Here is a 12,590-nt window from a genome sequence, read left to right as displayed (position 1 = left end):
CGTTTACAAAACCTTTTCTACTCCAAAACCCTGACCCAAATCTGAGGTTATTTAAATAACACTTTGATGCTATTCACCCACAAAAAAACCCAGTATTTACTGGGTTTTTAGTTATCGCTCGCGATTTTTATGCTTCGGCGTCTGCCGCAGCTAGGCCTTGATCTTCACCATCTTCAGGAGTTATTGTTGCTTGCAGCAATAACATTTCACGTAACTTATTCTCAATTTCATTCGCAATTTCTGGGTTTTCTTTCAAAAATTTAATTGAGTTAGATTTACCCTGACCAACTTTGCTGCCTTTATAGCTATACCAAGCACCCGCCTTCTCGACAAGCTTATGCTTAACGCCAAGGTCAATTAACTCTCCATGCTTAGAAATACCTTGGCCGTACATAATAATAAACTCAGCTTGTTTGAAAGGTGGCGCCACTTTGTTTTTAACAACTTTCACACGAGTTTCGTTACCAACAACCTCATCACCATCTTTTACTGAGCCAATACGACGAATATCAATACGTACTGAAGAGTAAAACTTTAACGCATTACCACCTGTAGTTGTTTCAGGGTTACCGAACATAACACCAATTTTCATACGTATTTGGTTAATGAAAATACATAACGTATTTGAGCGCTTAATATTACCTGTTAATTTACGCAAAGCCTGAGACATCAAACGCGCTTGTAAACCAACATGGTGATCACCCATATCGCCTTCAATTTCTGCTTTTGGCGTTAAGGCTGCTACGGAGTCAACAATTACCACATCAACAGCACCTGAGCGTACAAGCATATCGCAAATTTCTAAAGCCTGTTCACCAGTATCAGGTTGAGATACGAGTAGTTCGTCCACATTTACACCTAACTTCTCTGCGTAGACTGGATCAAGCGCATGTTCAGCATCAACAAAGGCACAAGTCTTGCCTTTCTTTTGTGCTTCCGCGATAACTTGCAATGTTAGGGTTGTTTTACCAGATGACTCAGGACCATAAATCTCCACTATTCGCCCTGTTGGTAAACCGCCTATACCCAACGCAATATCAATTCCAAGTGAGCCTGTTGAGATAGCTTCAATATCTAAAGCCTGGCTATCACCCAACTTCATAATCGAACCTTTACCAAATTGACGTTCAATTTGTGACAATGCAGCATCTAGCGCTTTTTGTTTGTTATCGTTCATTTGCTTCTCCAATCTTGCGTGATGCGAGTAAGTATACTGTATGGAATCACAGTATCAAGCATATTTTTTACTTTAATTCATTTATTATAATATTCAGTGCAAAAGCAATAGCTTGCATCCTAACCTGAGCTCTATCACCTGAAAAAATTTGTTTTTTGCTCTGTAATTTCCCGTTTATTACCACGCCAAACCAAACTAATCCAACCGGTTTTTCTTCACTTCCTCCCCCGGGCCCTGCAACCCCTGAAACCGCCACTGCAACATCTGCATTTGCTTGTGTCGCTGCTCCAAAAGCCATTTCCTGTACCGTTTGCTCACTCACAGCACCATATTGAGCTAACGTCTGATCAGATACACCCAATAATTCCTGCTTCGCACTGTTGCTATAAGTAACAAAACAACGGTCAACATAAACAGAGCTGCCTGGCGTGTCAGTCAACGCATAGCTAATTCCCCCTCCAGTACATGATTCAGCAGTAGTGATTGTCTGACGTTTATCCGTTAAAATAGCGCCCAATTGTGCTGCGAGAGTTGTGATCTCTTGTTGTAGCTCCATATTCACCCTTTTAGGTAGATGCATGTCGATAGATTTATATTCTGAACATACTATAAAACAACAAACTCCTATGATGCAGCAATATCTTAGGATTAAAGTAGAACATCAAGATATCTTATTATTCTATCGCATGGGCGATTTCTATGAGTTATTCTTCGATGATGCAATTCGTGCTGCGCAGCTATTAGATATCTCTCAGACTCATCGTGGTAAAGCCGGTGGCGCACCAATTCCAATGGCAGGAGTACCTTATCACGCAGTTGAGAACTATTTAGCCCGTTTGGTACAAATGGGGGAGTCTGTCGCACTATGTGAACAAATTGGCGACCCTGCGACCAGTAAAGGTCCTGTCGAACGTAAAGTTGTCCGCATTGTAACACCTGGCACCGTGACAGATGAGGCGCTACTGCAAGAGCGCCAAGACAATTTACTCGCCAGTATTTGGCAGAATAAACAAGGTCATTATGGCCTTGCATATTTAGATATAAATTCCGGTAGTTTTAATATCGTTGAGCTAAATACAGATGAAGCACTCAGTTCAACACTGCAACGATTACAACCTGCTGAATTGCTCTACCCTGAATCATTTCAAAATTTATTGTTAATCGAACCACTTAAAGGCTGTCGTCGTCGCCCTGAATGGGAGTTTGACTTAGACACAGCCAAACACTTGTTATGCCAACAATTTAATACCAAAGATCTAGTTGGCTTTGGTGTTGAAAATGCACACTCAGGGCTAATTGCTGCTGGTTGTGTCATGCAATACATAAAAGATACTCAACGCACAGCACTGCCGCACATTCGCGCGATTACACTAGAAAAAAATGAGCATGCGGTTATTTTAGATGCTGCAACTCGGAAAAATCTCGAGTTAACGGTTAATCTGTCAGGGAGTATCGACAACACACTTGCACAAGTCCTTGATAAAACATCAACTCCAATGGGCTCACGGCTTTTAAAACGCCGAATTCACACGCCCATTCGTAACCGCCCGGAACTCAATGCAAGATTATCTGCAATTTCAAGCTTAATTGAAGCACAGCTTAGTATCGAAGTGTATGATGCCTTAAAGCAAATTGGTGACGTTGAACGTGTCGTTGCTCGGTTGGCACTATGTAATGCGCGCCCCCGAGATTTAACCCGGTTGCGCAGCGCATTGCAGGCTATTGCGCCGCTCCACAGCATACTCTCGGAATGTAATGACCCCCGTATTACGCAGATTTGCGAACAATCACCTTCCTTACCTAAATTACAAGACCTTTTAGAGCGCGCGATTATTGATAACCCGCCTGTACTGATCCGAGACGGAGGGGTAATTGCAACAGGCTACAACCCTGACCTTGATGAATGGCGAGCATTAAGCCAAGGTGCCACTGATATTCTAGATCAATTAGAAGAACGAGAACGTGCACGCACAGGGATCAGCACATTAAAAATTGGCTATAACCGAGTTCACGGGTTCTACATTGAGATAAGTCGCGCCAACTCACATCTAGTACCTGTTGAGTACATTCGCCGACAAACATTAAAAAATAATGAACGTTACATCATCCCTGAGCTCAAAGAACACGAAGATAAAGTGCTGGGTAGTCAAAGCAAAGCACTTGCTTTAGAAAAGCAATTATATGAACAATTATTTGAATTTATCGCCCCTTATTTGGAGCAATTACAGATCATGGCTGCATCACTGGCCGATTTAGATGTGTTAAATACATTAGCGGAAAGGGCACAAACACTTGACTATTGCAAACCGCAGTTAACTGAGGAAGATGAAATCTCCATTGAAGCAGGGCGCCACCCTGTTGTCGAGCAAGTCAGCAAAGACCCCTTTATTGCCAACCCAGTACACCTCAGTGAACAACGTAAAATGCTAGTTATAACTGGCCCTAACATGGGTGGTAAATCAACCTACATGCGTCAAACAGCCTTAATTGTATTAATGGCGCATATTGGAAGTTATGTCCCTGCAAGCCACGCGATAATCGGGCAAATAGATCGTATTTTCACCCGCATTGGTGCCAGTGATGATTTGGCATCGGGCCGCTCTACTTTTATGGTTGAAATGACCGAAACTGCCACAATACTGAATAATGCATCACACCAATCATTAGTATTAATGGATGAAATTGGCCGAGGCACCAGTACCTATGATGGCTTATCTCTGGCTTATGCGACTGCAGATTATCTTGCTCGAAAAATTAGCGCCAAAACCTTGTTTGCAACACATTATTTTGAACTCACTGAACTTGCCGATCAGCAAAGTGGACTAGTCAATGTCCACCTTGATGCAGTCGAGCATAACGACACCATTGCGTTTAAACATACGGTATTAGAAGGCGCAGCAAGTAAAAGTTTTGGTTTACAAGTTGCTGGACTTGCAGGAGTGCCAAAAGAAGTACTTAAGGTTGCCAAACAAAAACTCGCTATGTTAGAAAATCACCAGAGTGTCGTCGATTTAAATGTGCCCACACAGCAAACATTGGTTCTGAACAATGGACCATCAGAGCTTGAAACATCAATCCAAACGCTTGACCCTGACGAATTAACACCACGAGAAGCACTCTCACTTTTATATCAGTTGAAAAAGCTTGTATAAAAGTAATGATATAAAAAAACCACTCAATGAGTGGTTTTTTTATTAAAGGTTATATCGCTTACAATTGCTCAAATAAGCTATCTGTACTCAAACCTTCATGCTGTAGTATATCTTTCAAGCGCCGTAATGCTTCTACCTGGATCTGGCGAACACGTTCACGTGTTAAACCAATTTCACGCCCAACATCTTCAAGCGTAGACGGTTCATATCCTAAAAGCCCAAAACGTCTTGCAAGCACCTCACGCTGCTTAGGGTTCAACTCACCAAGCCAATCAACAATATGCTTATTAATATCATTGCTTTGTACTTCATTCTCTGGACCATGGCCCTTTTCATCTGCAATAATATCTAATAACGCTTTGTCATTTTCACCACCAATTGGTGTATCAACTGAAGTGATTTTCTCGTTCAAGCGCAACATTTTTGTGACATCTTCAACTGGCCTGTCTAAGCACTCGGCTATCTCTTCGGCTGTTGGCTCATGGTCTAGCTTTTGCGTTAACTCTCTCGCCGTACGCAAATATACATTAAGCTCTTTCACAACATGGATAGGCAAGCGAATGGTACGAGTTTGGTTCATTATCGCACGTTCAATGGTTTGACGGATCCACCATGTGGCGTACGTAGAAAAGCGAAAGCCTCGTTCTGGATCAAACTTCTCAACTGCACGAATAAGACCCAAATTACCTTCTTCGATGAGGTCCAGTAACGCTAAGCCACGATTGTTATATCTGCGCGCTATTTTTACAACTAAACGCAAATTACTTTCAATCATTCTTTTTCGAGACGCTTCACAGCCTTTCAAAGCTTTACGTGCAAAATACACTTCTTCTTCAGCACTAAGCAGCGGTGAGAAACCAATTTCACCTAAATATAACTGAGTTGCATCTAAGTTTTTTACTGTTTCATCTTTCGCGAAAATATCTTCTTCTTCAATGTTCTCTAAAAGTTCAGTTTTAGAGTTTGTTAAAGTGACATCCTCATTTTTTTCTTCAAAATCGTCCGTTTTTTTGGTCTTAACATTTGCAGTTTGAGCCATATGCATCCTCCCAAGCGAATGAATGGTATAAAATCATCATACTGTCTGTCAGTGTCTTAATCCTTAGGTAAAAACCTAAGTGGGTTTACAGCTTGCCCTCTATAACGGATCTCAAAGCGTAGTGCTGTTTCAGTGGCATCTGTATTACCTATGTCGGCAATTCTTTGTCCAACTTTAACTGTTTGTTGCTCTTTGACCCATAATTTCGAGTTATGTGCATAAGCGCTTAGGTAATCATCATTATGTTTTAATATGATTAAGTTACCATAACCCCTTAATGCACTGCCCGCATAAACCACAGTGCCCGCTGCGGCGGCTCTTACAGGTGTTCCATGTTTATTAGCAATTAGTAATCCTTTATAACCATTTTCCTTAACAGAAAAACGCTTAATTACTTTGCCAATAACAGGCTTTCGCCACTGTACCTTTTTAGAAATCATCTGCTTAGGCACTTTGACACTGCTTTTCTGTTCTTTTTGAACATACTCCCGTTGTTTTGGCTTATCAAGTTCTTTTTTCTGTTTTTTGTTACTTTTTTGTATGTTTATTTTAGAGTTAACGACTTTTGTTGCGTATTTTTTAACCTTTTTGTTTTTATTTTTAGAATTCTCTAGGTAGATTTTCTGCCCCGGATAAATCAAATAGGGTGGGGTTATATTATTAATTTTAGCGACAGCACGTACATCTTTATTTGCACTAAAAGCAATAGAAAATAAGGTGTCACCTTTTCGTACTTTATACTGATTATTTTTAATGTGAATTTTATACTTCGAAGAGGTCTTACCTGATGATAGATTAGTAACAGGCGCAGGTTTATGGTTCGTAGAGCAAGCACTCAAAAATAAGGTGACTAAAAATAGTATCTGTATGTTTATTTTAATCATCTTTGATTTTTTGCCATAATATTTACTTCATCTATTTGTAATATTTAATATAAAAAATAAGGCTAAACTCAGATGATATCACCAGCAACTAAAGGGACAAACTTTACAGGAGCTAAAGGGTGTTCAATAAATTGCTCACCTTGACGAACAAACAACGTCAAAATCTGCTCTTGCTCACCTAGCGGAACAATTAATGCGCCTCCGTCTTGTAATTGATGTAACAATGATTGTGGCACTGATTTCGCTGCTGCGGTAACAATAATCCCTGAAAAAGGCGCTTTCGATGACCAGCCTTGCCATCCATCCCCATGTTTCATTGCAACATTATATAAGTCGAGCTGATGTAAACGGCGTTTGGCTTGCCATTGTAAACTCTTTATCCGCTCTACAGTAAAAACATCGTCAAATAATTGTGCCAAAATCGCAGTTTGATAACCAGATCCAGTGCCGATTTCTAACACCTTACCCGACACCCCCACCTGCCTTAAGATCTCCGTCATTTTCGCGACAATAAATGGCTGAGAAATAGTTTGCCCCTGACCTATTGGCAACGCGGTATTCTCATACGATTTATGCTTTAATACATCATCCACAAATACATGTCTTGGCGTATTTTCCAATACAGACAAGACTTTTCGGTCGGTTACTCCTTGTGCCCTAATTTGCTCAATTAAAGCACTTGCACTACGCACATAATTGTTTAGCACCCTATCCCCTATCTCTTTAACCAACAAGCCATTGCATCAAGGCTCTCATGAGCTGTCGTGTCTATTTTTAACGGCGTTACAGCCGCATAACCTTGATTGATGGCATGAAAATCAGTGCCTGGACCTGCATCACTTTCATGACCCAATGTACCATACCAAAATACCTCTCTACCCCAAGGATCCGTTTGTTTTGTCATTGTTTCCGCTTTGTGACGTTTGCCAAGCCGACACACCTTTACCCCTTTCAATTCATCTAGCGAAATATCTGGCACATTGATATTGATTATTTGATCTTTGGGCAACGGGTGTGACTGTAATTGTTTAATAATGTCTATCGTGATCTGAGCAGCGGTATCATAATGATTTTCATATTTAGAACATAGTGACACAGCAATGGCTGGTAGTCCCATATGGCGACCTTCTATTGCGGCTGCAACAGTCCCTGAATACAATGTATCATCGCCTAAGTTAGCACCTTTATTTATACCCGCGACAACAAGATCTGGTAAGTCAGCCATTAACTCGCTAACACCTATATGCACGCAGTCCGCGGGTGTGCCATTTACTGATAAAAATCCATTATCTAAAGTGGAAACTCGTAATGGGTTCATCAATGTCAAAGAATGGCTAGCCCCACTACAATTTCTATCTGGCGCAATCACAATTACTTCAGCAATTTCACACAATGCTCGATATAAAACCGCAATGCCTTTTGCATCAACCCCATCATCGTTACTGAGTAATATTCTCATCTTGGTTACTATCCATTAAGTTATCTTTCGATGCATCTCTATGTATCACTAACTCTCTTAGCAAGGCCGTTGCAAAAGTCCCTTTTGGTAAACTAAAGGTCAACTTTATCGTTGTATCATCGACTGTTTTCACCTGTAAGTGTTTTGGAATTAATCTCAATGCGCGCCTTTCGTTCTTTAACCCTAATTCAGCTAAGCCCGCTTGCCAAGCACTAAAAGGCACTAACCAGTTTCGCTCTTGCTCAGTTAACCCTTTATCTCCTTTGCCAACTAGCGGTGCTGACAATAAGATATCCCCACTGGTTAAGCGTTCAATCGTGTCATCACTGATATTTTCTTCAAAGAATGCATTACTGCCACTGAGCATGAATACTTCTTGATGCCATGTCTTAGCCAACCCATGTTCAGCAACGCGTTTGCTAACAATCTCATTAAAGATATGTGATCTTGCCGCGGATATAATAATACCACGTAACTTTTTATCTCGGATGCGCTCTCCTGAAAACATCCGCTCAGCCATTTGCAAATTATGCCCATCATGACCAAAACGTTGCTCTCCAAAATAATTTGGCACCCCTTGTCGTACAGCATTAATACGAGAAAGAATATCTAATGGCGCACTGACATTACGTAAAGTGATCTCAAATTTATTACCTGAATGACACCCTGTACGTAATTTGCGATTGTGTCTGATTTGCTTAATAACAAACACACTATCACTGTTTAGCTCAGTAAAGTCGAGATGTTGTTTAATGGGTACTGGCACGCTAAACCATTGACTACACACGCCATGCCTGTCTTTCAACCCCGCATAACTCACATCTCTTGGTGCGATCCCTGCAAACTTTGCCAACATCTTCGCAATGTATTGCGTATTTTCACCTTTTTTTATGACATGCAAACATACGTGTTCACCTTCACCCGACAGCTCAATATCCAGCAATTCATCAACAACAAAATCTTCCGCGCACGATTTGTAATCCGCCGACGACTGAGGTTTACCATACAAGTAATTCAAATTTTTCATCGCTTCATCACCAGTACAACAGCATGCGCTGAAATACCTTCTTTTCGCCCTTCGAAACCCAACTTTTCAGTTGTCGTGGCTTTAATATTGACCTGATCAATACTGACACTACAATCGACAGCCAAGTTTGCACGCATTGCATCAATATGGGGTCGCATTTTTGGTGCTTGAGCGACTATCGTTACATCACAGTTGCTTAGTTGGTAACCTTTGTCTTTGACCTGCTTCATCACTTGTCGCAGCAAAACTCGACTATCTATGTTTTCAAATTCTGCCGCTGTATCAGGAAAATGCTTACCAATGTCGCCAAGTGCTAAAGCGCCAAGCAATGCATCGCATAAGGCATGCACAGCCACATCACCATCTGAGTGCGCAATAAAGCCATGTTCAAAGGGGACTTTCTCACCACAAATCATCAATGGACCTTCTCCACCGAATTTATGTACATCAAATCCATGACCAATTCTTATCATTTCACACTCTCTTATGCTGTTTTGAAATCAGAAAACATGCCAAGTCATAATCTTCCGGCGTCGTTATTTTTATATTATCTGTTCGCCCAGGAATTAATTGAACGGGCTGCTGTTGCCATTCCATTGCCGACGCCTCATCGGTGATCGCCACACCTTGTTGTAACGCACAACTCAATGCTGAACGTAACGTCATAAACGGAAACATTTGTGGCGTTAATGCTTGCCATAAATCATCTCTTGGCACTGTACCAGAGCTATGACTACTACCCCGTTTTATGGTATCTTTTACTTTAGCAGCTAAAATACCACCTTGTTGCGCCTCTAAACAGTGTGAAATTAAGTTTTCAATATCAGTAATATCAACTAGTGGACGAGCTGCATCATGGACTAATACCCAATCAGGTTTGTATTCTAGTAATGCATCAAGCGCATTAAGCACCGACTCTGCACGCTCTTTGCCACCTGAGGTTCTAATTAACTTCTCACTACAAAAAGCAAGTTTATCAAAAACTGTATCGCTATCACTCACCGCAACAGCAATAACGCAGACATTAGGCACCCTCATCATTTTATTTAAGGTGTGCTCCAATACTGTTTTATCTTCAATCTTTAAATATTGTTTTGGGTGAGATAGTTGCATTCGACTGCCTACCCCCGCAGCGGGAACAACGATGGCTATTTTAGGAAGTTTATTCATGGTGTTTTTTTCGGAAGAACTCTGATGAATGTTTCATTGGGTTTTATCATACCTAACTCATGTCGAGCACGCTCTTCAACGCCCTCTAGGCCAAGTTTTAAATCTTCAATATCGGCTTTTAATAGCTTATTGCGTTTTAATAGCTTTTCATTAAGATTTTGATGTGCATCTACTGCACTTTTCAATCTCGTGTAATCCTGTAATCCATTATGGCCAAACCAAAGCTGATATTGAATAAAGGCCGCTAAACAAATTAAAGCAAACTGAAATAAGCGCATTGTTTAGTTCCTACTGTTTATTGTGCATATTACGAGATTAACGTGGGCGTTTTTTTATTATTCTGACATTTTTCCAGTTAATCATACTGGCTAACAACATTTCTCTTAAGCTCAAAGTTCTAGGCCCAATTGCTTTACTGTATTGCCACTGATGCCCACAGCATGCCGCAACCATTAAGGCTTTTGCGGGTTTAAACATGATTGTAGAAACTCCCTTCTGACTTTGTCCTGAACAATCAAACCATCCATGTTGATTGCAATGAATCATATTGTCTCTTACTTGATCTATGGTGTCTATGACAATACGTGTCAATCCCTTGTGAGATAGCATCACAGGCACGACTAACCCGACCGTCCCATGGCGAGCAAAATAGTGTTTACACACGTCCATTTGCCATTTAGGTTGCGCTTTTTGCGGACTTAACCAAGTGCCATTTTGACTGTCTAATTGCAAGGGCACACTTCCTAGCACTATATCTCGCGCTGCACGCTCAACATAGTAAGGTAAACTTAATAAAGCCCGCGGCAACTGCTCAGCAGTTGCATTTTCTGTCAAAGCTGGAATTTCACGTGCATAAAATACATTAACTAACTCAGCAAATTGTAATCGTTCACGTTTGTCATGCCATAAACTGCTTTGCTCGTTTGACATTGCTATATACTGTTCGCCCACGCTACCTCCCAGTCACTGTGAAAGTTATAGCATGGCAGATTAAAGCAAGCTAGCCTTTCGGCTTTTCTCCAAGCCGAGCTTCACCATTTTCCATAAATTGCACGACGCCGGTTCGTTTTTTACCAACCAATAAGCTGCCGTCACATAAAAACATGAAGTTTTGCCAACAACGCTGAAAAACTGCAAAATTTGTCTCGATAACTTGTTCACGTGACATACAAAAATATACAGTGGTATTGGCTTCCCACCCCAAATGCGATGTAATTACGTCAGGAAGCGATTCCTCACCGGCTTCCCAAGGCTTTTCCCAATCAACATTTTCAGACCAGCTATCCTCTTTTCCTACCCACTCCGATGGATTGAAAAAGTCAGGGTGATCTTGATCTCGGCTTATCATGGTACTCCACAATACTGCCGCTCGCGCTTTCGTCATTGGCTTAATCGCCGCAAGATCTTGTTCTGAGATCGGTAAATCTTGATGTTTAAAAACCCATGCTTTTCTAAACTCATCAAGCGCAATATAATTCATACAACAGCCCAGTCTGGCAAATATTAACGCGCAGTATACCGCACACTAAACGGAACGAACAATGAAGCAAACACTAAAACTCGGTATTTATCAGCATTACAAAGGTCAGCAATATCGGGTCTTCCACATCGCAACTCACAGTGAAACACAAGAAAAAATGGTCGTCTATCAAACCCTCTATGGTGATTTCGATTTTTGGGTTCGTCCTTTCACGATGTTTGTTGAAAACGTCACATGTGATGGCGTTGAAACTCCACGCTTTAAATACCTTGGTGATAAATAAGATACTTCATAACCCCTAGCGGCAGGTCACCTTTTTATGGCAAGATAACTCATTCTCCTCAGACCAGTCGTTAGGTACAAAGTGAACTTCCAAGGTACAAACAATTACATTGCTAGTAGTGCATTAAAACAAGCAGTAAATGCTGCAATTATATTAGAAAAGCCGCTTTTAATTAAAGGAGAGCCAGGCACGGGTAAAACACTACTCGCAGAAGAACTTGCAAAAAGCCTCAATACCAACCTCATTCAATGGCATATCAAATCAACCACAAAAGCACAACAAGGGCTGTATGAATACGATGCCGTATCTCGACTAAGAGACAGTCAACTCGGTGAACAACGAGTGCATGATATTAATAATTACATTGTAAAAGGTAAATTATGGCAAGCCTTCACGGATCCTTCGCGTCCGGTGCTGCTCATTGATGAGATTGACAAAGCTGATATCGAGTTTCCCAACGATTTACTATTGGAGCTCGATAAAATGGAGTTTCATGTTTATGAAACAGGTGAACGTGTTAAAGCAAAAGTCCGCCCGATAGTCATTATTACATCGAATAATGAGAAAGAGCTCCCTGATGCTTTTTTGCGACGCTGTTTCTTTCACTATATCGACTTCCCTTCCACCCAGCAGATGCAAAAAATCATTGATGTTCATTACCCTAATATCAAAGCTAACTTGGTACAACAAGCATTAGAAAGCTTTTTTAAACTCAGGGATGTGCCAGGGCTTAAGAAAAAACCAAGTACCAGTGAATTATTAGATTGGCTAAAGTTGCTAATGGCTGAAGATATCGACAGTACAACCTTACATGATAAACAGCATCAAGGTGGTTTAATGCCATTATTTGGGGCTTTGCTTAAGAATGAACAAGATGTGAGCTTAATTGAGAAGCTGGCCTTTATAAGTAAGCGTTAAC

At 40.9% G+C, this 12,590-nt stretch carries 15 protein-coding genes; 3 read left to right on the top strand and 12 right to left on the bottom strand.

All coding sequences use genetic code 11. The annotated features are described in order from the left end of the window. Positions 1-127: 127 nt before the first annotated feature. Positions 128-1,177 carry a recombinase RecA gene (gene recA / locus J8L97_RS15555; protein WP_192508659.1) on the bottom strand — a complete coding sequence of 350 codons (1,050 nt, stop codon included), beginning with the start codon at positions 1,175-1,177 and terminating at the stop codon, positions 128-130. A 67-nt stretch (positions 1,178-1,244) separates the two neighbouring features. Further along, on the bottom strand, positions 1,245-1,733 hold the full coding sequence (gene pncC / locus J8L97_RS15550) for a nicotinamide-nucleotide amidase (RefSeq protein WP_211050934.1): 489 nt from the start codon (positions 1,731-1,733) through the stop codon (positions 1,245-1,247). A 22-nt stretch (positions 1,734-1,755) separates the two neighbouring features. Between pncC and mutS the strand changes: the two genes are divergently transcribed. Then, the gene (gene mutS, locus J8L97_RS15545; protein WP_211050932.1) at positions 1,756-4,329 is read left to right on the top strand and encodes a DNA mismatch repair protein MutS; all 2,574 of its coding nucleotides are present in this window, start codon (positions 1,756-1,758) and stop codon (positions 4,327-4,329) included. Between the two features lie 58 nt (positions 4,330-4,387). On the opposite strand, the gene rpoS is transcribed toward mutS, so the two are convergent. The 10 genes from rpoS to J8L97_RS15495 all read right to left on the bottom strand — a co-directional run bounded on the left by rpoS (position 4,388) and on the right by J8L97_RS15495 (position 11,388). Then, on the bottom strand, positions 4,388-5,368 hold the full coding sequence (rpoS, locus tag J8L97_RS15540) for an RNA polymerase sigma factor RpoS (protein WP_192508662.1): 981 nt from the start codon (positions 5,366-5,368) through the stop codon (positions 4,388-4,390). A gap of 56 nt (positions 5,369-5,424) precedes the next feature. Further along, positions 5,425-6,252 (bottom strand): peptidoglycan DD-metalloendopeptidase family protein, encoded by an 828-nt coding sequence (locus J8L97_RS15535; RefSeq protein WP_211050921.1) that lies wholly within the window; start codon positions 6,250-6,252, stop codon positions 5,425-5,427. A gap of 68 nt (positions 6,253-6,320) precedes the next feature. Beyond that, a complete protein-coding gene (locus J8L97_RS15530) occupies positions 6,321-6,959 on the bottom strand; it encodes a protein-L-isoaspartate(D-aspartate) O-methyltransferase (RefSeq protein ID WP_192508663.1) in 639 nt (212 codons plus the stop codon). Between the two features lie 8 nt (positions 6,960-6,967). Then, positions 6,968-7,711, bottom strand: a complete 744-nt coding sequence (gene surE / locus J8L97_RS15525) for a 5'/3'-nucleotidase SurE (RefSeq protein ID WP_211050919.1) — start codon at positions 7,709-7,711, stop codon at positions 6,968-6,970. Continuing rightward, the gene (truD, locus tag J8L97_RS15520) at positions 7,692-8,738 is read right to left on the bottom strand and encodes a tRNA pseudouridine(13) synthase TruD (protein ID WP_211050917.1); all 1,047 of its coding nucleotides are present in this window, start codon (positions 8,736-8,738) and stop codon (positions 7,692-7,694) included. Before truD ends, surE begins: the two co-directional genes overlap by 20 nt. Then, positions 8,735-9,211, bottom strand: coding sequence for a 2-C-methyl-D-erythritol 2,4-cyclodiphosphate synthase (ispF, locus tag J8L97_RS15515; RefSeq protein ID WP_211050915.1), 477 nt, complete (start codon positions 9,209-9,211; stop codon positions 8,735-8,737). Before ispF ends, truD begins: the two co-directional genes overlap by 4 nt. A 1-nt stretch (position 9,212) precedes the next feature. Further along, positions 9,213-9,908: a 2-C-methyl-D-erythritol 4-phosphate cytidylyltransferase gene (ispD, locus tag J8L97_RS15510; RefSeq protein ID WP_211050912.1), complete on the bottom strand. Its 696-nt coding sequence runs from the start codon at positions 9,906-9,908 to the stop codon at positions 9,213-9,215. Next, positions 9,905-10,186, bottom strand: a complete 282-nt coding sequence (ftsB, locus tag J8L97_RS15505) for a cell division protein FtsB (protein ID WP_192508668.1) — start codon at positions 10,184-10,186, stop codon at positions 9,905-9,907. Before ftsB ends, ispD begins: the two co-directional genes overlap by 4 nt. A gap of 37 nt (positions 10,187-10,223) precedes the next feature. Beyond that, a complete protein-coding gene (locus J8L97_RS15500) occupies positions 10,224-10,859 on the bottom strand; it encodes a hypothetical protein (RefSeq protein WP_312037173.1) in 636 nt (211 codons plus the stop codon). Between the two features lie 49 nt (positions 10,860-10,908). Continuing rightward, positions 10,909-11,388 carry a DUF2947 domain-containing protein gene (locus J8L97_RS15495; protein WP_210997267.1) on the bottom strand — a complete coding sequence of 160 codons (480 nt, stop codon included), beginning with the start codon at positions 11,386-11,388 and terminating at the stop codon, positions 10,909-10,911. A 61-nt stretch (positions 11,389-11,449) separates the two neighbouring features. On the opposite strand from J8L97_RS15495, the gene J8L97_RS15490 reads away from it, so the two are divergent. Together J8L97_RS15490 and J8L97_RS15485 are read left to right on the top strand one after the other, a co-directional pair. Further along, on the top strand, positions 11,450-11,671 hold the full coding sequence (locus tag J8L97_RS15490; RefSeq protein ID WP_211050910.1) for a DUF1653 domain-containing protein: 222 nt from the start codon (positions 11,450-11,452) through the stop codon (positions 11,669-11,671). Between the two features lie 81 nt (positions 11,672-11,752). Next, entirely contained in the window at positions 11,753-12,589 is an 837-nt protein-coding gene (locus J8L97_RS15485; RefSeq protein ID WP_210997269.1) for a MoxR family ATPase, read from the top strand. Position 12,590: the final 1 nt, after the last annotated feature.

Origin of the sequence: Pseudoalteromonas sp. MMG012, assembly GCF_018100875.1 — a bacterium.
Classification (GTDB): domain Bacteria; phylum Pseudomonadota; class Gammaproteobacteria; order Enterobacterales; family Alteromonadaceae; genus Pseudoalteromonas; species Pseudoalteromonas aurantia.
Note: the sequence above shows the minus strand (reverse complement) of the source record. Positions and strands in the feature narration are given on the sequence as shown.